This window comes from Streptomyces sp. NPDC059499, assembly GCF_042749285.1.
Taxonomy (GTDB): Bacteria; Actinomycetota; Actinomycetes; order Streptomycetales; family Streptomycetaceae; genus Streptomyces.
On record NZ_JBHYTT010000001.1, the window covers coordinates 280,411 to 303,587 of the forward strand.

Below are 23,177 nucleotides of genomic sequence, written 5' to 3' on the forward strand. Positions count from 1 at the left end.
CCGGTCGGACGACGTGCCCGCCGTCCCTCGTGGACGGGTGGACGGCGTGCCCCGTACCCGGCCGCGGGCGGCGTCCGGTCAGTAGCCGGCCGGGCGCACCAGCCCCGACTCGTACGCGAACACCGCGGCCTGCGTCCGGTCGCGCAGGCCCAGTTTCACCAGGATCCGGCTCACATGGGTCTTCACGGTCTGCTCCGCCACGACCAGCCGCCCGGCGATCTCCGCGTTGGACAGCCCCTGCGCGACGAGGAACAAAACCTCGGTCTCGCGTTCCGTGAGATCACCGACGCGGTCCCTGCTCGGGGCGCGCGGCGCGGTGCTCACACGGGAGAACTCGGCGATCAGACGCTTGGTGATGTTCGGGGCGAGCAGCGCGTCCCCGGCCGCCACCACCCGTACCGCCTGGGCGAGTTCGGCTGCCGACGCGTCCTTCAGCAGGAATCCGGAGGCGCCCGCGCGCAGCGCCTCGTACACGTACTCGTCGAGGTCGAAGGTGGTCAGGACGAGGACCTTGACGGTGGCGCCCGGCGCTTCGGTGATGCGGCGGGTGGCGTCGATCCCGCCGAGACGCGGCATCCGTATGTCCATCAGGACGACGTCGGGAGCCAGCGCGGCGACCTTCTCCACCGCGTCGAGACCATCCACCGCCTGGCCGACGACCTCGATGCCGGGCTCGGCGTTCAGCAGCACCGTGAAGCCCTGACGGACCATCATCTGGTCGTCGGCGATCAGCACGCGGATGGTCATGCGGGTTCCTCCAGGGGAAGCGTCGCCACTACTTCGTAGCCCCCGCCGGGGGTGGGGCCGTGGGTGAGTTCGCCGCCCAGCATGGCGGCCCGTTCGTTCATTCCGAGCAGCCCGTGACCGACGCCCGCGGACCGTGCTTGCGGGGTGTCCGGGGCGGAGTTGGTGACCCGGACCGTGACGGCCGCGGTGTGGTAACCGACCTCCACCCGAGCGCGTGCCCCAGGGGCGTGCCGCATCACGTTGCTGAGCGCCTCCTGCACGATGCGGAACGCCGACAGCTCGACGCCGGGCGGCAACGGCCGCCGGGTGCCCGCCGTCTCCGAGGTGACGGTGATGCCGGCCCCCCGCACCTTGCCGATCAGCTCGTGCAGCATGGCGAGGGTGGGCTGCGGGGCGTGCCGTACGCCGTCCGCCAGGGCGTCCTCCGAGCGCAGCACGCCGAGCACGCGGCGCAGTTCGGCGAGCGCCTCCACGGCGTTCTCCCGGATGCCCGCGAGGTTCTCCCTGAGCTCGTCCGACGGGTTCTCCACCAGGTGCGGGGCGACCTGCGCCTGGATGGAGATCACGGACATGTGGTGGGCGACCACGTCGTGCAGCTCGCGCGCGATCCGGTTGCGCTCCTCCAGGAGCGTGCGCCGGGCCCGCTCCTCCTCCGTCAGCTCCGACTGCTCCACCAACTGGGTCCGGGCCACCCGCAGGGCCCGCAGCGCGCTGCCGGCCACGACGGCCGCCACGGCGACGAGGCCGCCGCGGTCGAGCGCGTAGTTGTGGGCCTGCGTGGCGAACGTGGCGGCGGCGAGCCCCGCCAGGAGACTGACCGCCAGCGCGGTGACCGCCCGGCGGGGCTGGACCCGGAGTGCCAGCAGGAACAACGCCCCGCTCTGCAGGGCGATTTCGGGCATGGTCCACGGGAACAGCTCGTCGGGCCGCAGCACCGGCTCGGCAAGCCGCACGCTGACGACCATGAGCCCCAGCGACGCCCACCAGGCAAACAGCGGCCGGGACATACCGGCGATCAGCGCCACCGACTGGAGCACGGCGAGAAGAACCGCGTACAGGGGTATGCCGGAGCCGTGCGGTATCAGGTCGTACACGTGGAACAGCGCGATCGCCGACGCGGCGATCCCCAGCAGCATTCCGAACACCGGCCGCCATATCGGTGCGCCCGGCCGGCCCGGTGGCGGTACCGGATCGACGGGCGAGGTCCACAGGTCCTCGCGCAGCGTGCGCGGCAGCCTCCACAGAACGGCCGCCAGCCGTCGCCCGGCCGTCCCGGCCCCCGCCCACCCCGTCATGTTCTCCACCTTAAGCACGTCGCGACTCCTGGATCAGGGCCGGGGAACTCTTGCGTACGATCGTCGATCCGCTGCTCCGCCCCTGCTCGTACGCACCGAAGGCGTGCCGGAGCACCAGCAGCACCAGGGCGAAGACCGGCAGCCAGGCCAGCCGCGCCAGGACCCAGACCGGGCCGTCGGGCACGGTGTGCAGACCGGGCAACGGGCCGCCGAGGAACAGGACCGTCGAGGTCACCACGATCATCGCGGTCTGGTGCCACAGGAACACGGTCATCGCGGACAGGTTCACCAGCGCCACGGCCGCCCAGACGGCGGGACGCGCCAGGACCCGGCGCAGCGGTCCGAGCAGCAGCAGTGCCGCCCCGCACTGGGCGAGGCCGAAGGTGACGACCGCGAGCGTCGGAGGATCGAGGTTGGACAGCTCACCGCCGGGCACCCCGACCATGGACGCCGGATAGCCGGCGAACAGTACGAGCCCCGCGGTGGCCGCCGCGCCCCCGAGCAGCAGCGCCCAGGCGGTCCGGCGGCTGCGCAGCCCGCCCCGCGCCCAGGCGGCGCCCAGGCAGTACGGGACCAGCCAGCCCGCCGCCACGTTGACCCGGCCCAGGGCGGCCGGGCCGTCGAGGCCCAGGCGGATCAGGTCGACGTGGAGGACCACGGCGAGCGGCCACAGCGGATGCAGCCGCGCCACGAGCGGGGTCGCCGCCGTCAGCGCCGCGAAGACCAGCAGGAACCACAGCGGCGACCACACCAGCTTGCCCAGCGCGCGCACGGTGTCCTGGTCCACCCCGGAGGCCAGCATCACGCACGCCGCCACCGCCCACACCACCAGGACGACGGCGACCGGCCGGAACAGCCGCCCCATCCGGGCCCGCAGCCACCGCCCGTAGGACTCGCCCCTGGCCCGGGCGGAGGCATAGCCCTTGGCTCCCACGTGCCCGCCCACCAGGAAGAAGACCGCGAGCGTCTGGAACACCCAGGAGACCGGGGTGAACTGCGGCATGTACTGGAGCGGACTCGAACCGTGCACCGTGCCGCTGTCGGCGACCAGAGCCGTCACCAGCCAGTGGCCGCACACCACGCCCAGGATGGCGAGGCCGCGCAGGGCGTCGAGCGCACGGTCGCGGTCCGGAGGCGTCGCGGACCCGATACGCCGCACGAGCTCACGCATGACGGCCCGCCGTACCCGCGACGATCCGGCCGATGCTGCGCAGCGAGACCGATCCGGGCTTCAGATAGTCGCTGTGTCCGCCGTCGCCCGCGTCGAAGACCTCGGCGCCGAACTCCGGCGAGACCGGGTCGGTACCGAACCCGACCGTGACGAACGGCAGTCGCACCCGTATATGGGGTACGTCCGCGATCCAGTCGGCACCGCCCCGGCCGGCCCGGACGGTGGCCCGGGTGTGCAGCGCGGCGGCGCTGTCGGCGCCGGTGCCGGGACTGCCGTACAGCACGATCTCCGCGACATCGAGCCGGGACGCCGCCCGGGCACAGACGACGGAACCGTAGGAGTGGCAGAGCACGGAGACCCGGGCGGCGGGCCGTGCCGCACTCAGCTCCCGTACGAAGGAGGTCAGTTGCGGTGCCGCTTCGGCGGCCCGTCCCGGGGTCAGCGCCCCCGGGCTCACCGTGACCGGTGTCCGGTACCCGAGCCAGGCGACGACGGCCGACCCCTTGCCCAGCTCCCGCAGGAGCGCCTCGGCATCGCGCCGTAAACGCCAGTAGTGGTCGAGGTCGACGCCGGCTCCCGGTACCAGTACGGCGATCCGGCCGGCCCGCGACAGATCCCCGAAGACCTCGGCGCTGCGGCCGCCGTCGCGCCCGTCGAACGCCAGGAAGTGCCGGGCGGACCCGGCCATGTCCCGCAGCGAGGCGGCACGTTGCCGGTCCCCGTTCCGGGCGGCCATGTCCTCGGCGGCCCGGATGCCGTCACGGTTCGCCGCGTACCGCGCCGCCAGCACGCCCGGGGCCGCGGTGCCCAGCGGGCCGAGGGCCGCGGGGGCGGGTGCCGGAACAGCGGCGGGGCGGGCCGCCCCCGACACCGGCAGTGCCACGGACGCGGTGACGAGCGCGGAGAGCAACGCGCGACGCAATCGGCTGCTGCGTGGGCGGGACGCCATGGGTGGTCCTTCCGTACCGGATGTGCCTGATGAATCCGGTACTGAAGTTATGGACCGCCCCGTGTGGTCGGCGTCCCGCTGAGGAGCGCACCTGTCACGTAGTTCTGGAGTACTACGAGTAGGGGGTGCCCCGCCTCCCGAACCCCGCTACGGGCGACGCCGGGGCTTGCCGCGCTTGGCGCCGCCGGACGCGCCCCGGGGGTTCTTGCCCGTCGCCTTGCCGGCTGCGGGCTTGCGCGGTGCGCCGCCCTTCTTCTCCGGGCGCTTGGCCTTCGGCTGCGGGGGTGTCGGGGGGCGGCCCCGGGTGCTGTTCACGGTCCGCCCGCGGACGATCCCGATGAACTCCTCCACCAGGTCGGTGGTCTTTTCCTCCGGCCAGGACAGGGCGATGCGCGACTCCGGAACGTCCGACAGCGGCCGGTAGGTGAGGTCCTTGCGGTGGTGCAGACGGGCCAGCGACTGCGGGACGACGAGCAGCCCCACCCCCGCCGCCACGAGCTCGACGGCGTCCTCCGTCGTCGCGGGGCGCTCGAGCGCGGGACGGCCCGGCGGGCGCTCCCACTCCAGGGTGTCGTCGAGGGGGTGCAGCACGATCTCGTCGGCGAGATCCGCGGCAGACACCTCGTCGACGGCCGCCACCAGATGGTCCTTGGGGACCACGACCACGGTCGTCTCGGTGTAGAGGGGGATCGCGCTGAGATCCGTACGGTCGACCGGCAGGCGCACGAAACCTGCGTCGGCGTCGCCGCCGCGCAGCACACCGGCCGCCTCGGCCGCGGGTACGCCCACGAGGGTCAGCGGTACGCCGGGCAGCCGCTCGTTCCAGATCCGCACCCATTTGGTCGGGGTCACGCCCGGGACGTAGGCGAGCCGGAACGAGGAGGGGGTTTCCGAGCCTGTCACTCCGCCAGGTTACCGGCCGTGGTCGGAGGCGGCGCACATGCTCGATACCCTGGACAGCATGACGTCGCACCAGACCACCCAGACAATGAAGCCCGCCACCGCGGCGAAGAAGCTGGGTGTGTACCTCGAAGCCACCCCCGCCGAGTTCCAGGAGGGCGTCGTCTCGCGCAGCGAGCTGAACGCACTCCAGGCCGATCCGCCCGAGTGGCTGCAGGAGCTGCGGCGCAACGGTCCGCACCCCCGGCCCGTGGTCGCTTCGAAGCTGGGCATCTCCATCGCCGGCCTCGCGCGGGGCGGAGTCACCGAGCCGCTCACCACCGAGCAGATCGACGCGCTCAAGGACGAGAGCCCCGAGTGGCTGCAGAAGGAGCGCGCCACCCAGGCCGAGGTCCGCAAGGAAGCGATCCGCATCAAGGAGAAGAACGCGGCGCGGTCCGAGGAGTCCGGCGACCCGCGTTCCTGACGCGTGCGGGGGCGGTGACGGCCGCCGGGTCCCGAGGCGGTGAGGAACCCGGCCGCCCCGTTCTGCTCCCCGCTCTGCGCCCCGGTGCAGGCCGCGATCGTCGCCGCCGTCGTGGCCGCCACGACCTCCGGGTCCGCGCCCGCCGCGGCGAACGCGGCGCCCCGCCCGTGGCGGAACACCGTCCGGCCGTCGTCCTCCGGCGCGAGCCGCACCTCGACCTCACCGAACCCCGGCTACGGCCCGAACAGCCAGGACACCCGCAGGCGCTCCGGCGGTACGCACCCGAGGATCTCGCCGCCGGCGCTCCCCTCCGGCTGACAGCGGCCGCCGGCCACGGACTCCCCGCGCACCGGCAGGAACCACCGCGCGATCCGCCGGGGCGAGGTCACCGCGTCCCCGACCTCCGCGACCGCCGCCTCGTAGGTGCGCCGCAGCAGCACCGTGCCGGCCCACCGCGCCCCGGCCTGCCGCGTGCCGACCTCGCGGTGCACCCGGTCGATCCCGTCGACGATGCCGCTCATGTCCGCCGACTTCCTCTGCCGGTCCGCCCCCGCTCGTACATGGACAGGACGGCGCTCAAGCTGCACATCTTTGCATAAAAGTGCGGGCCAGCGTATAGTCATGCCATCGACGAGGAGGCATTTCGATGGTGGTACGTGCGGCAGTGGCTGGAGCGAGCGGATACGCCGGCGGGGAACTGCTCCGCCTGCTCCTCACCCACCCACAGGTCGAGATCGGCGCCCTCACCGGCCACTCCAACGCCGGACAGAAGCTCGGCGCCCTGCAGCCGCACCTGAGGCCGCTGGCCGACCGGGTGCTCCAGCCGACCACGGCCGAGGTACTCGCCGGACACGAGGTCGTCTTCCTGGCCCTGCCGCACGGGCAGTCGGCCGCCGTCGCCGAGCAGCTCGGTGACGAGGTGCTCGTCGTCGACATGGGTGCCGACTTCCGGTTGAAGTCTGCTGCCGACTGGGAGAAATTCTACGACTCCCCGCACGCGGGCACCTGGCCGTACGGCCTGCCCGAGCTGCCCGGAGCCCGCAGCGCGCTGGAGGGGTCCAAGCGCATCGCGGTGCCCGGCTGCTACCCGACCGCCGTCTCCCTCGCGCTCTTCCCGGCGTACGCCGCCCAGCTCGCCGAACCGGAGGCCGTCGTCGTCGCCGCCTCCGGCACCTCGGGTGCGGGAAAGGCGGCCAAACCTCACCTCCTGGGCTCCGAGGTCATGGGCAACATGTCCCCGTACGGCGTCGGCGGAGTCCACCGGCACACGCCCGAGATGATCCAGAACCTGAGCGCGGCAGCCGGTGAGCCGGTCACCGTGTCCTTCACGCCGACCCTCGCGCCCATGCCCCGCGGCATCCTCGCCACGTGCAGCGCGAAGGCGAAGCCGGGCGTGAGCGCGGAGTCCCTCCGCGCCGCCTACGAGAAGGCCTTCGCGGACGAGCCGTTCGTCGACCTGCTGCCCGAGGGGCAGTGGCCCTCCACCGCGGCCGTGTACGGATCCAACGCCGTCCAGATCCAGGTCGCCCACGACGAGGCAGCCGGCCGGATCATCGTGATCAGCGCCATCGACAACCTTGCCAAGGGCACCGCGTCCGGAGCCCTGCAGAGCATGAACATCGCACTCGGGCTGCCCGAGGACACAGGTCTTTCCACCATCGGAGTCGCACCGTGAGCGACGCACGCGCAGCCGCCGGGCTGCGGGAGACGACGAGGACCGCGCCGCCGCGCAGCGCCGGCGGAGAAGCGAACGAGGAGATGCAGTGAGCGTCACGGCAGCCAAGGGATTCACGGCGGCGGGCATCGCCGCCGGAATCAAGGAGAGCGGCGGACCGGACCTGGCCCTCGTGGTCAACAACGGGCCCCGCCGCGCCGCCGCGGGCGTCTTCACCTCCAACCGCGTCAGGGCCGCCCCCGTCCTCTGGTCGGAGCAGGTCCTCAAGGGCGGCGAAGTGACCGCCGTCGTCCTCAACTCCGGTGGTGCCAACGCCTGTACCGGCCCCCAGGGCTTCCAGGACACCCACGCGACCGCCGAGAAGACCGCCGAGGTCCTCACCGGTCACAGCGCGGGCGAGATCGCGGTCGCTTCGACCGGACTGATCGGCCTGCTGCTCCCCATGGACAAGCTGCTGCCCGGCATCGAGAAGGCCGCGGCGGCGCTGAGCGAGCACGGCGGTGAGAAGGCCGCCATCGCCATCAAGACGACCGACACCGTGCACAAGACCGCGGTCGCGAACGGCGACGGCTGGACCGTCGGGGGGATGGCCAAGGGCGCCGGCATGCTCGCCCCCGGCCTGGCCACCATGCTGGTTGTCCTGACCACCGACGCCGACGTGGACGCCGCGGGTCTCGACTCCGCGCTGCGCGACGCGACCCGCACCACCTTCGACCGGGTCGACTCCGACGGCTGCATGTCGACCAACGACACCGTGCTGCTGCTCGCCTCGGGCGCGAGCGGAATCACCCCCGGGCAGGCCGAGTTCGCGGCCGCTGTCCAGACCGTGTGCGCCGACCTCGCGCGCCAGTTGATCGGTGACGCCGAGGGCGCTTCCAAGGACATCCGGATCGAGGTCATCAACGCCGCGACCGAGGACGACGCCGTCGAGGTGGGCCGCAGCATCGCCCGCAACAACCTCCTCAAGTGCGCCATCCACGGGGAGGACCCCAACTGGGGCCGTGTCCTGTCCGCCATCGGCACCACGAAGGCCGCCTTCGACCCCGATCAGCTGAACGTCGCGATCAACGACGTGTGGGTCTGCAAGAACGGCTGTGTCGGCGAGGACCGCGACCTCGTCGACATGCGCTACCGGGAGGTCAAGATCACCGCCGACCTCGCCGCCGGCACCGAGACGGCCGTCATCTGGGCCAACGACCTCACCGCCGAGTACGTCCACGAGAACAGCGCGTACAGCTCATGAGTGCCGCGAGGAAGCACACGGCGCTGCCGAAGGCGCAGATCCTCATCGAGGCGCTGCCCTGGCTGACCCGGCACAACGGCAAGACCGTCGTCATCAAGTTCGGCGGCAACGCCATGATCGACGAGGAGCTGAAGGCCGCGTTCGCCCAGGACGTCGTCTTCCTGCGGCACGCCGGTCTCAAGCCCGTCGTCGTGCACGGCGGCGGTCCGCAGATCAGTGCCCAGCTCGACAAGCAGGGCCTGGTCAGTGAGTTCAAGGCCGGTCTCCGCGTCACCACGCCCGAGGCCATGGACGTCGTGCGGATGGTGCTGGCCGGCCAGGTCCAGCGCGAGCTCGTCGGCCTCCTCAACCAGCACGGCCCGCTCGCCGTCGGCATGACCGGCGAGGACGCCCACACCATCACCGCCACCCAGCACCGCCCGATGATCGACGGCGAGTCCGTCGACATCGGCAGGGTCGGCGAGATCACCGCCATAGACACCGGAGCCATCCAGGCGCTGCTGGACGACGGCCGGATCCCGGTCATCTCCTCCATCGCGCGCTCCGCCGAGGACAACCACGTCTACAACGTCAACGCGGACACCGCCGCCGCGGCCCTCGCGGCCGCGCTCAACGCCGAGACGCTGATGGTCCTCACCGATGTCGAGGGCCTCTACGAGGACTGGCCCAACAGCGACGACGTGATCAGCCGGCTCACCGCCACCGAGCTGGAGAAGCTGCTGCCCGATCTCTCCAGCGGCATGGTGCCCAAGATGCAGGGCTGCCTGCACGCCGTACGCAACGGCGTGGAGACCGCCCGCGTCATCGACGGCCGGGTCCAGCACTCGATCCTGCTGGAGATCTTCACCGACGAGGGAATCGGCACGATGGTCGTGCCCGACGCACAGGACGGCGCGCCGGCGGGCCCGCACGACGACGTACACATCGAGCCGCGGCCGCACGCGCAGGGGGAGTCATGAGCAACGAGCAGTTCTCGCAGCGCTGGCAGGCGGCGCTGATGGACAACTACGGAACACCGCAGCTGTCCCTGGTCCGCGGCGCGGGCGCCCGCGTGTGGGACGCCGACGGCACCGAGTACCTCGACTTCGTCGGCGGTATCGCGGTGAACGCCCTCGGCCACGCACACCCGGCCGTCGTCGAGGCCGTCTCCGCCCAGGTCGCCTCGCTCGGCCACGTCTCCAACCTCTTCATCGCCGAACCGCCCATCGCGCTGGCGGAGCGCCTGCTCCAGCTCTTCGGCCGGACGGGCAGGGTCTACTTCTCCAACTCCGGCGCCGAGGCGAACGAGGCCGCCTTCAAGATCGGCCGGCTCACCGGGCGCAGCCACATGGTCGCGACCGACGGCGGATTCCACGGCCGGACCATGGGTGCGCTCGCCCTGACCGGCCAGCCCAAGAAGCGCGAGCCCTTCGTGCCGCTGCCCGGAGACGTCACCCACGTGCCGTACGGCGACGTCGAGGCGCTCCGCGCCGCGGTCACGACCGACACGGCCCTCCTGATCATCGAGCCCATCCAGGGCGAGAACGGTGTCGTCGTACCGCCCAAGGGCTATCTGGAGGCCGCCCGGGAGATCACCCGGGCCACCGGCACGCTGCTGGTCCTGGACGAGGTGCAGACCGGGATCGGCCGCTGCGGCCACTGGTTCGAGTACCAGGCCCACCAGGGCGTCGAGCCCGACCTCGTCACCCTTGCCAAGGGCCTCGGCGGGGGACTGCCGATCGGCGCGACCGTGGCCTTCGGCGCCGCGGCCGACCTGCTGAAGCCCGGCCAGCACGGCACGACGTTCGGCGGCAACCCGGTCGCCTGCGCCGCCGGTCTCGCCGTTCTGGACACCCTCGCCGCCGACGGCGCCCTGGACGACGTGAAGCGGCTCGGCGAGAAGATCAGGGACGGTGTGGAGGGGCTGGGCCACCCGTTGGTCTCCCACGTCCGCGGCTCCGGCCTGCTGTTGGGCATCGTGCTCACGGAGCCCCTCGCACCGCAGGTGCAGAAGGCGGCCCAGGAAGCCGGACTCCTGGTGAACGCTCCCGCCCCCGATGTCGTGCGGCTCATGCCGCCACTGATCATCGGAGACGCCGAGGTGGACGCGTTCCTGCGCATTCTGCCCGGAGCTCTCGACGCGGCCCACGGGGACGGACGATCCGGAGAATGAGGCGACGACGATGACCGAGGCGCAGGAATCCGAGCACGGCGGGCCGTCGGTGCCACAGACCCGCACCGCCCGCCACCGGCGGATCGTGGACATCCTGAACCGGCAGCCGGTGCGCTCACAGAGCCAGCTGGCCAGGCTGCTGGCCGACGACGGGCTGAGCGTCACCCAGGCGACGCTCTCCCGGGACCTGGACGAGCTCGGCGCGGTGAAGATCCGCAACACCGGCGGCGAGCTGATCTACGCGGTGCCCAGCGAGGGCGGCTTCCGTACCCCGCAGGCACCGCTCGGCGGGTCCGCGAAGGAGGAGCGGATGCGCAGGCTCTCCTCCGAGCTGCTCATCTCGGCGGAGGCCTCGGCCAACCTCGTGGTGCTGCGTACGCCGCCGGGCGCCGCCCAGTTCCTCGCCTCGGCCATCGACCAGGCCGAACTCCAGGCGATCCTCGGCACGATCGCGGGTGACGACACGCTGATGCTGATCAGCCGTGACCCGAACGGCGGCCAGGCGCTGGCCGACCACCTGCTGCGGCTCGCCCAGAACGAGCGCTGAGCGACTGCCCGTCAGTAGCGCGTGATCGCGGTCGGGCCGGACTCGGTCCCGACCGCGATGTGCGGACGCCCGGCCGGCTCCGCCCAGGCCAGGATCCGGTCCATGTCGGCGGCCGGAACGGAGACGCAACCGGCTGTCGCGCCCTTGCCGTTGACGTGGAGGAAGATCCCGGCACCCCGGCCCCGTACCGGCCGGTGGTAGTTGAAGCCGATCACGAGCGCACGCGCGTACTGCGTCCCGTACGTCACCAGATGCTCGGCCTCGTCCGCCCGGCAGTCCGCCGACAGCGGCTCCACCCAGCGGTTGTACGCGCGGGACGCGTTGTCCTGGCACCACCACGAGCGCTCGTTGACCAGGCGGTACGGATAGCTGGTCCCGGCCGGGGCGGCAGCGACGCCGAAGGCGTACGGCAGGTCGTACAGGCCGGTGGGCGTGGTGTTCGTGCCCTGCGTACGCGCGGCACCCTCGGTCAGTCCGTTCGCCCCGAAGCGGGCGGGCGCGGAACCCGCACGGACCCATGTGCCCGACCGCCGGTCCCACCACGTGACCGTGCCCGTGGTGGAGTCCGTGTCCGGGGCCTCGGCGGTGATCAGCTGGCTGCCGCCGCCCGTGTCGGCCAGCCGTTCAGGGAGGGGCGCCGGTTCTGCCGGCCGGGCCGCGAGGGACGCCAGCGCCAGCAGAACCGACACGGTCACCAGGGATCTGCGCATGTTCCGGACCGTACGGCCCGCGGCGGCACGGCCCCACCGCGCCTGCGCCGTACGGCCCAGTGCCTCACCCCGCGGGCGCTGCCGGCAGGGCGGGCAGCGGCAGGGGAAGACCCGGCAGCCCGTCGATGCTGGTCGCGATGTGCTCCTTCTTCCCGAAGTACGCGCTCAGGCTGGCGTCGTCCTCGCGTCGGAAGCGGTCGGCGTGCAGGGAGCGGTCCTCGTCGTACGCCATGAAGGGCACCCCGTATCCGCAGCTGTCCCGGATCAGTTCGGCCGTCACCACGATGATGGCGCGCAGCCCGTGCGACGCCGGGTCGACCGAGGGGAAGTGGCCGAGCAGGGCCGGGAACCGCGGATCGTCGCGGAAGACCGGTTCACCGCGGCCGTGCACGCGCACGATGTTCGGTGGCCCTTGGAAGGCGCACCACATCAGCGTGATGCGCCCGTTCTCGCGCAGGTGGGCGACGGTCTCGGCGGTGCTCCCCGCGAAGTCGAGGTAGGCCACCGTCCGTTCGTCGACGACGGCGAACGAACCGCTGACGCCCTTGGGGGAGAGGTTCACCGTGCCGTCGGCGTCCAGTGGGGAGGTGGCCGTGAAGAAGATGTGCTGCTCCTCGATGAAGGTCCGCAGCCGTCCATCGATACGCTCGTACGTTTTTCCCATGGAATGAAGTATCCGTCGTCGGACGCCTGTTCCCCTGGTGTTTCTCACCCACCGGAGCTGAAGGGCGGCAGCGGCTCGTAGCGCGCACGCTGCGCCTCGTGGGCGACCTCGGGGTCCTCGTCGTCCTCCATCGCCGCCAGTACGCGTTTGCGCAGAGCGAGGCTGTGGGCGCAGAGCAGGCGGAGTGCGCAACGCCGCACGTGCTGGGGGCGGCCGGGGGCGACCAAGGAGGCCAGCCACTCCTCCGGGACGAGCAGGACGTACGGGACGAGCGCCTTGAAGGCGGTGCGCACCACCGGCGGATGCGGGTCGTCCATGGCGGCCATCAGCTCGCCGGGGGAGACCGCGTCCAGCATGCGCAGGGCGGCGAGTGCCGCGGCGCGCACCCGGCCCTCCGGATGTGCCGTCAACGGCCGCAGCAGGGCCGTCGCGTCGGGTGCTCCGGACTCGGCCAGGCCGAACAGGGCTCCCGGCGGCAGTCCGGAGGCGGCGCGACCGGCGCACATCTCGTGGTAGAGCTCCCCCGGGTCGCGGCCCTCCAGCCGCAGGACCAGGCGGGCGGCGGAACGCACGCGGGCCGACTGATCGACCAGGCGCGACTCGGCCTCCGGGCCGCGTTCCGCCCGGTGCAGGGCCATCACCGCGGAGGACCGCGTGACGGCCGAGGAAGCGCCGAGCAAGGGGTCCAGGAGCCGCTCCGGATCACCTGCGGTGACCTGCGCGAGCAGCTTGTCGGTGCACCGATGGCGGACGACCCGGTCCGGGGCGGTGAGGATGAGCTCGGTCAGCCCGGCGGGCGTGAGCAGCTCCTCCTCCAGGGCCGCTCGCGCCCCGCGGACCCGGACCTCCGGCGCATGGCTCGCGCAGAGCAGTCCCGGCAGTCCCGGCAGGGGTCCCGCGGCGGCCAGGACCCGGTCAAGGGCCCAGCCGCCGTGCGGGAACAGGGTCAGGTGCAGGGCCAGGGGCATCAGGTCCGAGGGCTCCGCCTCCGACGCCTGCAGGGCCGCACGCATGATCCGGCGGGCCCGCTCCCGTACCCGTACGTGACGGTCGGCGCAGCGGATCAGCAGCAGGGGCAGGAGAGGCGGCTGCCCGGGGGTGAACGCCAGCGCGGCCTCGCGGACCTGCCACCGGCAGTGGCAGAGGGCGATCGCGGTCTCCGCTTCACGGGGCGGGAACTGCGACCAGGTGACGTCCTTGGCCTCCTCGTCCCAGCGGGGTGCGCTCGACCAGTCGACCGTCCCGCGTCCGCCCGTACGACGCTCCCGGGGCAGGGACTCCAGCGGCGGGACCCCGCTCTGCCGCGCGGTCTTCGACCGTATCCGCCGGTCGAGGTCGACCCATGCCTGCGGATCGGTCGTGTCCATTGCCGCGGCCAGGGGCTTGCCCAGCAGGAGCCGGTCCTGCGGGGAGAGGTACAGCGTGGGCGACAGAGGGATCACGTTCCGCATGATCCCAGCCTAGGGATCGCACGCGCCTCCCACCAGCAGCTTTGACAAACCATACAGAGGGCTGCATAGTTATGCCTACCAGTGACTGCACCGCACAGGGCTTCATCGGGATCCTCGGCCTTTCCCGAAGATCGCGGCCACGTGCGACCTCGTCCGATCCCCGAGTCACCCATCGCCTCCCCTCCGTACGCGTGCGGGGAGGCGGTCGCACATCCCACCCTTGCACTTCCCGAGGAGCACGCAGTGAGCAACGGCACCGGCAACAGCGACGTACGCCTCTGGGGCGGCCGTTTCGCCGACGGACCCGCCGAGGCGCTGGCCAAGCTGTCCGCCTCCGTCCACTTCGACTGGCGGCTCGCCCCGTACGACATCGCCGGCTCCCGTGCCCACGCGCGGGTGCTCAACAAGGCCGGTCTGCTCACCGAGGACGAGCTCGACCGCATGATCGCCGGCCTCGACTCGCTCGAAGCCGCCGTCGCCGACGGCTCGTTCACCGGCACCATCGCCGACGAGGACGTCCACACCGCGCTGGAGCGCGGCCTGCTGGAGCGTCTCGGTCCGGACCTCGGCGGCAAGCTGCGGGCCGGCCGGTCACGCAACGACCAGGTCGCCACGCTCTTCCGGATGTACCTGCGCGACCACGCCAGGATCATCGGCGGGCTGATCGCCGGACTCCAGGACGCGCTCGTCGGGCTGGCCGAGGCCCACGCCGACGTGGCCATGCCCGGCCGTACGCACCTGCAGCACGCCCAGCCCGTCCTGTTCGCCCACCACGTCCTGGCGCATGTGCAGCCCCTCATCCGGGACGCCGAGCGGCTGCGGCAGTGGGACGAGCGGACCGCGGTCTCCCCGTACGGCTCCGGCGCGCTGGCCGGATCGTCCCTCGGGCTCGACCCGGAGGCGGTCGCCGCGGACCTCGGCTTCGAGCACGGATCCGTGGCCAACTCCATCGACGGCACCGCGTCCCGGGACTTCGTCGCCGAGTTCGCGTTCATCACCGCGATGATCGGCATCAACCTCTCCCGGATCGCGGAGGAGATCATCATCTGGAACACGAAGGAGTTCTCCTTCGTCACCCTCCACGACGCCTTCTCCACCGGGTCCTCGATCATGCCGCAGAAGAAGAACCCGGACATCGCCGAGCTGGCCCGCGGCAAGTCCGGCCGTCTCATCGGCAATCTGACCGGCCTGATGGCGACCCTCAAGGCCCTCCCGCTCGCGTACAACCGCGACCTGCAGGAGGACAAGGAACCCGTCTTCGACTCCTGCGACCAGCTGGAGGTCCTGCTCCCCGCCTTCACCGGCATGATGGCCACGCTCACCGTCAACCGTGAGCGCATGGAGGAGCTGGCCCCGGCCGGCTTCTCGCTCGCCACGGACATCGCCGAGTGGCTGGTCAAGCAGGGCGTCCCGTTCCGGGTCGCGCACGAGGTCGCGGGCGAGTGCGTCAAGGTGTGCGAGCAGCAGGGCATCGAGCTCGACGAACTGACGGACGAGCAGTTCGCCAAGATCTCCGAGCACCTCACCCCCGAGGTGCGCACGGTACTCGACGTGCCCGGCGCGCTCGCCTCCCGCGACGGCCGCGGCGGCACGGCCCCGTCGGCCGTCGCCGTCCAGCTCGCCGAGGTGAAGGCCGACCTGGCGACGCAGCACGCCTGGGCGACCGCGCGCGGCTGATCCGGCGGCATCGCGGGCTACGTTGGTCGGGCAGGTACATGAAACCGACCAGGAGGAGTCCGCGATGCCCTTCGCCCGCCTGAACCGAGCGACCACCCCGACCGCCCACATCGGGCTGGGCCTGGCCGCCGTCGGCAGGCCCGGTTACATCAATCTGCACCGGGACCGGGACCTGCCCGCGGACCGCAGCGCGGACGCGCTGCGCTCCCGCACCCACGACCTGCTGGACGCCGCCTACGCGCAGGGCGTCCGGTACTTCGACGCGGCCCGCTCCTACGGCCGTTCCGAGGAGTTCCTCGCCGACTGGCTGACCGCCCGGCCCGAGGTGACGGACGTGGTCGTCGGCAGCAAGTGGGGCTACACCTACACCGCCGACTGGCGCGTCGACGCCGAGGCGCACGAGGTCAAGGACCACAGCCTCGCCACGTTCGAACGCCAGCGCGCGGAAACGGCCGGACTGCTCGGCGAACGGCTCGACCTCTACCAGATCCACTCGGTGACCGCCGACAGCCCGGCACTGAGCGACAAGGACCTGCACGCACGCCTGGCCGCGCTGGCCGCGGAGGGCACCACCGTCGGTCTCTCCACCAGCGGTCCCGCCCAGGCCGACGCCATCCGGGCCGCCCTTGCCGTCACGGTGGACGGCGAGCCCCTCTTCGGTACCGTTCAGGCCACGTACAACGCGCTGGAGACCTCAGCGGGGCAGGCGCTCGCCGAGGCGCACGACGCCGGACTCACCGTCATCGTCAAGGAAGCCATGGCCAACGGCAGGCTCGCCGGGACCGAAGCCCCCGCCGTCGTCCAGGAGATCGCCGCCGAGGCCGAACTGGGCGCGGACGCCGCCGCCCTGGCCTTCGTGCTCCACCGGCCGTGGGCGGGCGTCGTCCTGTCGGGAGCGGCCACCGTCACCCAGCTCGCCGGCAACCTGCACGCACCCCTCCTCGACCTGGACGCGGACCGGCTGGACCGGCTCGACGCCCTGGTGGAGGAGCCTGAGGCGTACTGGCGGCACCGCTCCTCGCTGCCCTGGAGCTGAGCCGGCATCACGCCCAGGCGGCGAGTGCGTCGAAGTCCGCCCGCACCAGCCCCACCCGGGGATCGACCGGACGCAGCAGCGCCCGCCCCGGGTGGTGCCCCGCCACCCAGCCCGTGTCGAGGTCCGTGATCTCGTCGTCGACCCAGGCGAACGGCCTCCCGGCCGCGTACTCGACGACGTACCGCGTCTTCCAGTACGTCCCGTCCGCGGTGGCGTCGTGCATCGCGGGCCAGTCGATGTACGGCAGCGGGGGAAGCCCGAGGCGCGGGCCGATCCACTCGTTGGCCTCGTCCCTCCACGTGGTCGCCCAGACGAGCTCGTACCGGTCGGTGAGGGCCAGCAGTTCGTCCCCGTGCCCCGGGTTGATCAGGACCGGCAGCGCCGGCCCCTCCGTCCACCCCGTCGGCCGCATCGTGTACCGCCGGTAGCCCTCCGGCGGTACACGGCGGGACAGCGCCGCGTAAGGATTGAGCGGCCCGTCGATGTCGATCATCAGCAGCGGCTTCATCGCCTCATGGTGCCCGCTGCGACCGTCCGACGGGGCGGGGTGGCGTCAGGAGCTGGGTACCGGCCCTGAACTCGCGGGAGCGGAGGGACAGCGGGCACCTCGACAACTGCATCGATCGTCGGAACTGCCCGAGCATGCCCGTCGACCATGCCGCCGCACCGCGAACTCCGGGAACCCCGCCGGAGCGATCAAGCCTTCGACGGTACCGCTGCCGGGCCCCCCTGCGTCGGTTCCCAGGCTGCCGCGCACAGGGACTCGGACACGGCGGACGTGTAACGGGCGGCGGAGAGCCAGTGGGCGGCGAAACCGTCGGTGTCGGCGGGGAGGAGACGGCCGAAGGGGTCGCGTTCGCGTTGGGCCGCAGAGGCGCACAGGGAGGCGAGAAGGCCGGCGGCCGTGGGCAGGCCCGCCCGGCGGAGACGGCGGGCCTCGGCGGAGACATCACCGAGCATGCCGAGGGCGGCCCGGCCCGCCGGGACAGTCTGTTCGACGCGACGCTCCAGGAGGTGCAGGGGCGAGTGTGCGCCGGCGTTGCCGGGCTCGGGCAGAGCAGGGTGCGTGCGGGCGTCCGGCACGGGAAGGTCGGCGCGACGCAGACGGTCGAAGCCGAGGTCGACCGTGCCCTCACCGGTGGGGTGAGAGCAGGCGAGGAGGGCGAGCCTGGGGTGCAGCGCGGGTACCAGGCGGCCGATGATCCGCAGCCGTGCCCCCGGAGCACCGGCCAGCAGCATCAGGTTGTCCCGGTGGGCCAGCGCGGGGTCGTCGTCGGCGACCGCGAGCCGGACAGGGACGCCGTCGCACCATGCGAGCAGACAGGTGCCGCCCGGCTCCCGTACGGCGCCGCGAAGTTCGACGTCGAGGAAGAGCAGGTCGCTGCCGCCGCCGTCCGGGTCCGCGTAGCGGGAGGTGGACCGCAGGGCCCGGGCGGCCTGCTGGGACGGCGGCGTCTCCCACAGGGCGGCGAGCGGCGGCTCCGTCCACGCCGCGCCCCGGGCGGTGACGGCCTTGACGCCCTTCCCGGCGCCCAGCCGTCCGTCCGGCGAGACTGTCGCCCCCGAGACCGCCAGACCGGCCCGGCCCAGCTCCCGGTGGGTGAGCGCGCTCTCCCCGAGGCGCACGGCCCGGTCGGCCACGCCCAGGGCGCGGCCGACTCCGCCGGGGGCCACGTCGCCGACCGTGCAGAGCCGGCCGCCGGGTCCGGCGACCCAGGTGCGGACGCCGCCGTGTCCCGAGGCGGTGACCACGGGTTCGGTGAACAGGCCGTACAGGCGCAGCGAGCCGTCAGGGCTGTAAGGGCGGCGTGCCCGGCCCCTGACGGCATCCAGCTCCGCCCCGGACGCGGTCCCCACCCGGTGTGCGGTCCCCAGGAGTTCGGCCAGGGCCGTGACGAGCTCGGCGGTGCGGTAGGACGGGTCCCCGGCGCGGGCCGCGCGCAGCAGCGTGACGACGGACAGCGCGGCGCCCGCGGCGCGCGGCAGTTGCTCGAGCCGGGCGGTGTGCGCCGCACGGAGGAGTGAGGCCTGGGCGACGGCGCCCGCCCCGTCGACGCCGGCCTCCAGCACGGCGGCAGCAGCCGACCACAGGGCGTCGGCCGCGGCGCGTTGGGCCGGGCCTGCCACGTCGGGTGCGTGGACGGTGGGGGTGTCGATGCAGTTGTCGGTGCTGGTGCTGGTGCTGGTGCCGGTGTCGTCCGGGTGCGGTGCGAATTCGGCTGCCTCCGGGGCCGGTTGCCCGGCGGGCTCGGGGGCCGAATCCGCCGTGGGGGCGGCGCAGGCGGCGGCCGCGCGGTGGACGCATGCCGGGGCGAGGAGGCAGCCGCAGGTGATGCCGTCCGCCGTCGCCACCACGCCGCCCGGGGCGTGCAGGCGCAGATCGGTCTCGTCGTCGACCGCGATCGTCACGGTGTCCCCGTCGCGGTGCGCCGGGCGGGCTCCGAGCTTGGCGACCGCCGCGTCCAGCCGCTTGCGCAGCCGGGGCGAGAGGTTTTCCACCAAGGTGGCTGTGACCTCCGGCGCGACGGGTGGCAACTGGGCGGCGGTCATGCGGTCTTCTCCCCTATCCAGCGGGCCAGTTCGAGTGGGCTGAGTGCTGCCACGGGCATACCGGCGGCCACGACCTGGCCCGCGACCCCCGTCGAGTAGCGGGGCCGGCCCGCGTCGTCGAGACTTGCGCACCCCAGGACGTGGCAACCCGTGGCCACCAGGGCCCGCACCTCGGCCAGCAGTCCGCCGAGCGGAGCACCCTCCTCGAAGTCGCTGATGACGACGACGAGGGTGCGGGTCGGCACGGTGATCAGGCTGCGCGCGTGCCGCAGCCCGGCGGCGATGTGGGTGCCGCCGCCCACACTCACCTCCAGCAGGAGGGAGAGGGGATCGTGCACATGGCCGGTGAGGTCGACGACCTCCGTGGAGAAGGCGAGGAAGTGGGTACTCAGGGTCGGTACCCCGGCCAGCACGGAAGCGGTCAGCGCGGACCAGATCGTGGACGCCTCCATGGATCCGGAGACGTCGGTCACCAGGATGAGGCGCCAGTCGGCCGACCGGCGGGCGCGGCTGCGGAACACCGGCTTCTCGGGGATCACCTGGACCGTACCGTCGACCGTCCGGCGGGCGGTGGCCAGATTGGCGCGCAGCGTACGTGGCAGGTCCAGCCGACCGCCGGGGCGGCGGGTGGGCCGGGCCAGCATGGTGCCGGTGAGGGCGGGCCGCAACCGGGTGGCGAGCTGCCGGGTCAGTTCCTCGACCAGCCGGCGGACCAGGGGCCGGAGCGCCGCGAGACGCGCCTCGGGGAGCCCGCCGGCGTACCGCAGGACCGTGCGGAGCAGTTCCACGGAGGGAGTGGCGGCCGCCGGGTCGATCTCGGCGAGGACGTCCTGCCGGCCGGTCGCGGCAGCGGTGGCGAGGACCTCCTCGCGGATGCCCGGGCCGAACAGCGCGGCCAGTTCCTCGGACCACTCGCGGGCGCCGGGAAACGACGCCTCGCGGCCGCCGCGCCGGCCGCCCCCCTGACCGGGACCGGGCATACCGCCGCGTGATCCCTCGCCACGTCCCTCGCCGTACAGCTCGTCCAGAGCGGTCGCCAGTCGGGCCGCACCGGACGGAAGTTGATCGGGGCGCCGGCCGAGTACGAGCCGCCACCGGTCGGTGGGCGCGAGGGTCCGCGCGGGGGTGGCTCCGGTGAGGCGGGCTTGCGCCGGTACGGGGACGGCGGGCGTGTCCGCCCCGGTGGAGGGTGTAACGGCGAAGGACGTCGCGGTGGCGGGCGGCGGGAGTGCGGTGGGGTCGTCCGGCTGCGGCGGGAACCGGTCGTCGTGCGCGGGGGACGGTACGGGCAGGCCGAGGCCGGCCAGCAGCTCGCGGGCCGCGAGGTCGGCGGCCGTGCGGGCCGCCAGCGCGGCGGGGTCGTCGGCGTCTAGGTCGTCCACGCGTTCGCCGAGACGCTCCTCGACGGTGTCCAGCAGCCGGTCGCGGGCGGCCGGGCTGAGGGTGTCGAAGCCGCCACGCAGGGCGGGAAGCCGGGTCAGGAACGCGGCGTCGTCGAGCTCGACCACACGGTGCAGCAGCGGGTCCAGGGCGCCGACTGCGACGGTCAGGAGCGGGCCCGCCGCCGTCAGGACACCGGTGAGGCGGGCGGTGAGCGCGGCCCGGGAGGCCCCGTCCACAGCTCCGTCCACCCAGGAGGCGACGCGCGTCCCGAAGACCTCGGCATCCTCGTGGCCCGTGAGCACGCGGACGGCCCCGGCGGCCGCGGCGATCAGCGGGGTGCCCTCGGCGGCCAGCCGGACGAGGGCGTCGGTGAGCCGGATGCCGCCCAGACGGTTGGCGCGCTGGGCCAGTTCCAGCAGGGCGCGGGCGTCGCCGGGCTCCTCGGATCCGGTCAGGCCGTCGACCTGACGGACCGCCGCCGAGGTCAGGAGTTCCGCCGCGTGCGCGATGCGGGCGGCACGGGCGGAAGCGGTGGCGGTGAGGGAGGCGGTGACCTCCGGCCCTTCTGTGGCCTCTGTGGCCTCGGAAGCCGACGGGGCGTCGGGGGCGGCCAGGCCCGGCAGGTGGCCCGCGCCGATACGTTCCAGGAGGTCGAGCCCGGTGAGGATTTCGGGAAGGGTGGCGCTGGAGGGGAGCACGGCCGCCAGCTCCGTGAGCCGTTCGTCGGCCAGGGAGGGGAGTCCGCACTCGGCGGCCTCCGTGAGACCCCGTACGACCTGGGCGGCCGTGGGGCCGCCCTCCGCGCGCTCGGCCGCGTGCCGCTGCCGCAGCACCCCCTCGGCCGCCTGGGCCGGGGTGACACCGCGGGCCCCGGCCGCGGTGAGCATCGCGGCCGTCGCCGGGGTCCACCGCACCTGCCAGCGGGTCGTCAGTCCTGCTGAGCCCGCAGCCCCCGTCACCCCCTGTTCCTGGGCGTACGGGATGCCGCACACCGTCATCCTGCGCAACAGCAGTTCGCGCCGCCCGTCGAGGGTGGAGCGGGCCGGATCCAGCCGGAGGTCGCGCGGCGTCCTCTCGTGCGCGTCCCCCGGGCCGGGGAGCGAGAGCGCCGCGGTCTCGGCCTCAACGGCCGGGCCCAGGCCGCTGCGCGGAGCGGCGGGGGCGGGCCGTCCGGTGCGGGCTCCGACAAGTACACGTTCGAGGGCCTGTGCGACCGCGCGGCCCGTGCCGTAGGTCTCACCGCGCCCGAGCACCGTCTGCACGGCCTCCAGGAGTTCGCCGCGACCGGGGGCGGGCAGGCCGCGCAGGCGCGCCAGGTCCCCGGCGACCCGGACGACCTCCCGGCCGTCCGCCGGTCCGTACGGATGGCCCTGTTCGCGCAGGGCAGCGCAGACACGGACCGCGGTGCGGACCAGCGCCTCGTTCAGCGCGGCCGGGTCCCCGGCGGCGTCCAGGACGATGTGCTGCCACTCCGGGTCCCGGATGCCGGCCGGGTAACCGGACCGTGAGTCCAGAAGCGGGTACGTGTACGGGATCAGGGAGACCGTGCACGCCTCCGTCGAGGCCGCGCCGGTCGCGTGGCCTTCCGCGTCCGGGTCGCGGGGGGCGGCGGATGCGTCCGGCTCGCTCGGGGCAGGTGCCCCGACGGCTCCGGGGGCGGACGGCAGCAGCGCCGGGGTGTGGAACGCTCCCACCACCACGGCGGGCCGCCGCCCGCTCGCCAGAGCCTCGGCGACATGTCCGCGCATACAGGCCTCGCGCACCAGGTCCGTGTCGTCCACGCCGCCCCGTGCCTCGGTCTCGTACCGCAGCGCCCAGCCGGTGAGGAGGGCGGCGCGGCGGAGTGCCTCGGGTGTCGATCCGGGTGCGGGGGCCTCCACCAGCCGGTCCCACAGGTCGTCGCCGTCGCGGCCGGTGAGCCGGGAGCGCAGGGCGTCGGACAGGCCGAGTCCCTCCCCCCGCCCGGGCGCGGAGGCGGTGCCCGGGCGGGGGGAGGGAGCGGGGGTGCCCGGCCCGCCCCGCGCCCAGGCCCGGTCGGCCAGCGGCAGATCGCAGGCCACGGCCGGTACCCCGTTCCGTGCCGCCCAGCGCAGGGCGACCAGTTCGGGAGAGAAGTCTGCGAACGGATAGAAGGCAGGCCCCCGTTCGCCCGCCGCCCCCGTCGTGTCGGCGGACACGGCGGCCAGCGCCACCGGAGCCTCGGTCTCCTCGTGGGCGAGCCAGCCCAGCCAGGGCTGGAACTCGGCGGGCAGTTCGACGAGGAGGACGTCGGGAGCCGCCTCGTCCAGGAGTGCCGGGAGGGCGGCCGCGAGCGAGGGCGCGTGGTGGCGCACCCCGATCAGGAAGGGCAGCCCGGGCCCGGCCGCGGCGAGGGCCGCCACCGCGGCCTCCGGGGTGGTGGGCCCGGCTGCAGTGCCCTGCGGAGCACCGGCGGGTGACACCTCGGTGCCGGGTGGCGCATCAGCAGTGGTCGGCGCCTCGGCGGTGGCTCGCGTGTCCGGGGTGGTCGATGCCTCGATGGTGGCCCGAGGGGGCGCGTCAGCGGTGGTCGGCCGGTTCAT

General features: G+C 73.3%; 20 protein-coding genes. 8 read left to right on the forward strand and 12 right to left on the reverse strand.

Annotated features, from left to right (window positions below; all coding sequences use genetic code 11):
- Nucleotides 1-78: 78 nt before the first annotated feature.
- From ACFW9O_RS01295 to ACFW9O_RS01315, 5 genes are all read right to left on the reverse strand, one after another.
- Nucleotides 79-747, reverse strand: coding sequence for a response regulator (locus ACFW9O_RS01295; protein ID WP_384603738.1), 669 nt, complete (start codon nucleotides 745-747; stop codon nucleotides 79-81).
- A complete protein-coding gene (locus ACFW9O_RS01300; protein WP_384603741.1) occupies nucleotides 744-2,042 on the reverse strand; it encodes a sensor histidine kinase in 1,299 nt (432 codons plus the stop codon). The genes ACFW9O_RS01295 and ACFW9O_RS01300 overlap by 4 nt, the downstream gene beginning before the upstream one ends.
- A gap of 10 nt (nucleotides 2,043-2,052) precedes the next feature.
- Nucleotides 2,053-3,213 (reverse strand): acyltransferase, encoded by a 1,161-nt coding sequence (locus ACFW9O_RS01305; RefSeq protein ID WP_384603743.1) that lies wholly within the window; start codon nucleotides 3,211-3,213, stop codon nucleotides 2,053-2,055.
- Nucleotides 3,206-4,162, reverse strand: a complete 957-nt coding sequence (locus ACFW9O_RS01310; protein WP_384603745.1) for an alpha/beta hydrolase — start codon at nucleotides 4,160-4,162, stop codon at nucleotides 3,206-3,208. Before ACFW9O_RS01310 ends, ACFW9O_RS01305 begins: the two co-directional genes overlap by 8 nt.
- A 147-nt stretch (nucleotides 4,163-4,309) precedes the next feature.
- Nucleotides 4,310-5,065: a LysR family transcriptional regulator substrate-binding protein gene (locus ACFW9O_RS01315; RefSeq protein ID WP_384603746.1), complete on the reverse strand. Its 756-nt coding sequence runs from the start codon at nucleotides 5,063-5,065 to the stop codon at nucleotides 4,310-4,312.
- A 58-nt stretch (nucleotides 5,066-5,123) separates the two neighbouring features.
- On the opposite strand from ACFW9O_RS01315, the gene ACFW9O_RS01320 reads away from it, so the two are divergent.
- Nucleotides 5,124-5,528 carry a DUF5997 family protein gene (locus tag ACFW9O_RS01320; protein WP_384603748.1) on the forward strand — a complete coding sequence of 135 codons (405 nt, stop codon included), beginning with the start codon at nucleotides 5,124-5,126 and terminating at the stop codon, nucleotides 5,526-5,528.
- Nucleotides 5,529-5,761: 233 nt separating this feature from the next.
- Here the strand turns inward: ACFW9O_RS01320 and ACFW9O_RS01325 are convergent, their stop codons facing one another.
- Nucleotides 5,762-6,049: a hypothetical protein gene (locus ACFW9O_RS01325; protein WP_384603751.1), complete on the reverse strand. Its 288-nt coding sequence runs from the start codon at nucleotides 6,047-6,049 to the stop codon at nucleotides 5,762-5,764.
- 125 nt (nucleotides 6,050-6,174) lie between these two features.
- Here ACFW9O_RS01325 and argC point away from each other — a divergent pair, with 125 nt between their 5' ends.
- The 5 genes from argC (at nucleotide 6,175) to ACFW9O_RS01350 (ending at nucleotide 11,145) form a co-directional block, all read left to right on the forward strand.
- On the forward strand, nucleotides 6,175-7,203 hold the full coding sequence (gene argC, locus ACFW9O_RS01330) for an N-acetyl-gamma-glutamyl-phosphate reductase (protein WP_384603753.1): 1,029 nt from the start codon (nucleotides 6,175-6,177) through the stop codon (nucleotides 7,201-7,203).
- 88 nt (nucleotides 7,204-7,291) lie between these two features.
- Complete coding sequence (gene argJ, locus ACFW9O_RS01335) at nucleotides 7,292-8,446, forward strand: bifunctional glutamate N-acetyltransferase/amino-acid acetyltransferase ArgJ (RefSeq protein WP_384603755.1); 1,155 nt, start codon at nucleotides 7,292-7,294, stop codon at nucleotides 8,444-8,446.
- Entirely contained in the window at nucleotides 8,443-9,405 is a 963-nt protein-coding gene (argB, locus tag ACFW9O_RS01340; protein ID WP_351170670.1) for an acetylglutamate kinase, read from the forward strand. The genes argJ and argB overlap by 4 nt, the downstream gene beginning before the upstream one ends.
- Complete coding sequence (locus ACFW9O_RS01345) at nucleotides 9,402-10,598, forward strand: acetylornithine transaminase (RefSeq protein ID WP_384603758.1); 1,197 nt, start codon at nucleotides 9,402-9,404, stop codon at nucleotides 10,596-10,598. Before argB ends, ACFW9O_RS01345 begins: the two co-directional genes overlap by 4 nt.
- Nucleotides 10,599-10,608: 10 nt before the next feature.
- Nucleotides 10,609-11,145 carry an arginine repressor gene (locus tag ACFW9O_RS01350; protein WP_329212851.1) on the forward strand — a complete coding sequence of 179 codons (537 nt, stop codon included), beginning with the start codon at nucleotides 10,609-10,611 and terminating at the stop codon, nucleotides 11,143-11,145.
- An 11-nt stretch (nucleotides 11,146-11,156) separates the two neighbouring features.
- Here ACFW9O_RS01350 and ACFW9O_RS01355 read toward each other — a convergent pair whose 3' ends face one another.
- The 3 genes from ACFW9O_RS01355 to ACFW9O_RS01365 all read right to left on the reverse strand — a co-directional run bounded on the left by ACFW9O_RS01355 (nucleotide 11,157) and on the right by ACFW9O_RS01365 (nucleotide 13,970).
- Complete coding sequence (locus ACFW9O_RS01355) at nucleotides 11,157-11,855, reverse strand: L,D-transpeptidase (RefSeq protein ID WP_384603761.1); 699 nt, start codon at nucleotides 11,853-11,855, stop codon at nucleotides 11,157-11,159.
- Nucleotides 11,856-11,919: 64 nt separating this feature from the next.
- Nucleotides 11,920-12,519 carry a pyridoxamine 5'-phosphate oxidase family protein gene (locus ACFW9O_RS01360; protein ID WP_384603764.1) on the reverse strand — a complete coding sequence of 200 codons (600 nt, stop codon included), beginning with the start codon at nucleotides 12,517-12,519 and terminating at the stop codon, nucleotides 11,920-11,922.
- 44 nt (nucleotides 12,520-12,563) lie between these two features.
- Nucleotides 12,564-13,970 carry a hypothetical protein gene (locus ACFW9O_RS01365; protein WP_384603766.1) on the reverse strand — a complete coding sequence of 469 codons (1,407 nt, stop codon included), beginning with the start codon at nucleotides 13,968-13,970 and terminating at the stop codon, nucleotides 12,564-12,566.
- Between the two features lie 243 nt (nucleotides 13,971-14,213).
- Between ACFW9O_RS01365 and argH the strand changes: the two genes are divergently transcribed.
- Nucleotides 14,214-15,647 (forward strand): argininosuccinate lyase, encoded by a 1,434-nt coding sequence (gene argH, locus ACFW9O_RS01370; RefSeq protein WP_351170685.1) that lies wholly within the window; start codon nucleotides 14,214-14,216, stop codon nucleotides 15,645-15,647.
- 64 nt (nucleotides 15,648-15,711) lie between these two features.
- On the forward strand, nucleotides 15,712-16,683 hold the full coding sequence (locus tag ACFW9O_RS01375; protein ID WP_384603768.1) for an aldo/keto reductase: 972 nt from the start codon (nucleotides 15,712-15,714) through the stop codon (nucleotides 16,681-16,683).
- 7 nt (nucleotides 16,684-16,690) lie between these two features.
- Here ACFW9O_RS01375 and ACFW9O_RS01380 read toward each other — a convergent pair whose 3' ends face one another.
- The 3 genes from ACFW9O_RS01380 to ACFW9O_RS01390 all read right to left on the reverse strand — a co-directional run bounded on the left by ACFW9O_RS01380 (nucleotide 16,691) and on the right by ACFW9O_RS01390 (nucleotide 23,177).
- Nucleotides 16,691-17,191: a hypothetical protein gene (locus ACFW9O_RS01380; RefSeq protein ID WP_384603770.1), complete on the reverse strand. Its 501-nt coding sequence runs from the start codon at nucleotides 17,189-17,191 to the stop codon at nucleotides 16,691-16,693.
- A gap of 188 nt (nucleotides 17,192-17,379) precedes the next feature.
- Nucleotides 17,380-19,233 (reverse strand): hypothetical protein, encoded by a 1,854-nt coding sequence (locus ACFW9O_RS01385; protein WP_384603772.1) that lies wholly within the window; start codon nucleotides 19,231-19,233, stop codon nucleotides 17,380-17,382.
- On the reverse strand, nucleotides 19,230-23,177 hold the full coding sequence (locus ACFW9O_RS01390; protein WP_384603774.1) for a DUF5682 family protein: 3,948 nt from the start codon (nucleotides 23,175-23,177) through the stop codon (nucleotides 19,230-19,232). The genes ACFW9O_RS01385 and ACFW9O_RS01390 overlap by 4 nt, the downstream gene beginning before the upstream one ends.

What these genes read in the sequence shown, in the direction of transcription:
- ACFW9O_RS01295 (WP_384603738.1), bottom strand. Translation starts at nt 747, where the DNA reads ATGACCATCCGCGTGCTGATCGCCGACGACCAGATGATGGTCCGTCAG.
- ACFW9O_RS01300 (WP_384603741.1), bottom strand. Translation starts at nt 2,042, where the DNA reads ATGACGGGGTGGGCGGGGGCCGGGACGGCCGGGCGACGGCTGGCGGCC.
- ACFW9O_RS01305 (WP_384603743.1), bottom strand. Translation starts at nt 3,213, where the DNA reads ATGCGTGAGCTCGTGCGGCGTATCGGGTCCGCGACGCCTCCGGACCGC.
- ACFW9O_RS01310 (WP_384603745.1), bottom strand. Translation starts at nt 4,162, where the DNA reads ATGGCGTCCCGCCCACGCAGCAGCCGATTGCGTCGCGCGTTGCTCTCC.
- ACFW9O_RS01320 (WP_384603748.1), top strand. Translation starts at nt 5,124, where the DNA reads ATGACGTCGCACCAGACCACCCAGACAATGAAGCCCGCCACCGCGGCG.
- ACFW9O_RS01325 (WP_384603751.1), bottom strand. Translation starts at nt 6,049, where the DNA reads ATGAGCGGCATCGTCGACGGGATCGACCGGGTGCACCGCGAGGTCGGC.
- argC (WP_384603753.1), top strand. Translation starts at nt 6,175, where the DNA reads ATGGTGGTACGTGCGGCAGTGGCTGGAGCGAGCGGATACGCCGGCGGG.
- argB (WP_351170670.1), top strand. Translation starts at nt 8,443, where the DNA reads ATGAGTGCCGCGAGGAAGCACACGGCGCTGCCGAAGGCGCAGATCCTC.
- ACFW9O_RS01345 (WP_384603758.1), top strand. Translation starts at nt 9,402, where the DNA reads ATGAGCAACGAGCAGTTCTCGCAGCGCTGGCAGGCGGCGCTGATGGAC.
- ACFW9O_RS01350 (WP_329212851.1), top strand. Translation starts at nt 10,609, where the DNA reads ATGACCGAGGCGCAGGAATCCGAGCACGGCGGGCCGTCGGTGCCACAG.
- ACFW9O_RS01355 (WP_384603761.1), bottom strand. Translation starts at nt 11,855, where the DNA reads ATGCGCAGATCCCTGGTGACCGTGTCGGTTCTGCTGGCGCTGGCGTCC.
- ACFW9O_RS01360 (WP_384603764.1), bottom strand. Translation starts at nt 12,519, where the DNA reads ATGGGAAAAACGTACGAGCGTATCGATGGACGGCTGCGGACCTTCATC.
- ACFW9O_RS01365 (WP_384603766.1), bottom strand. Translation starts at nt 13,970, where the DNA reads ATGCGGAACGTGATCCCTCTGTCGCCCACGCTGTACCTCTCCCCGCAG.
- ACFW9O_RS01375 (WP_384603768.1), top strand. Translation starts at nt 15,712, where the DNA reads ATGCCCTTCGCCCGCCTGAACCGAGCGACCACCCCGACCGCCCACATC.
- ACFW9O_RS01380 (WP_384603770.1), bottom strand. Translation starts at nt 17,191, where the DNA reads ATGAAGCCGCTGCTGATGATCGACATCGACGGGCCGCTCAATCCTTAC.
- ACFW9O_RS01385 (WP_384603772.1), bottom strand. Translation starts at nt 19,233, where the DNA reads ATGACCGCCGCCCAGTTGCCACCCGTCGCGCCGGAGGTCACAGCCACC.
- ACFW9O_RS01390 (WP_384603774.1), bottom strand. Translation starts at nt 23,177, where the DNA reads ATGAACCGGCCGACCACCGCTGACGCGCCCCCTCGGGCCACCATCGAG.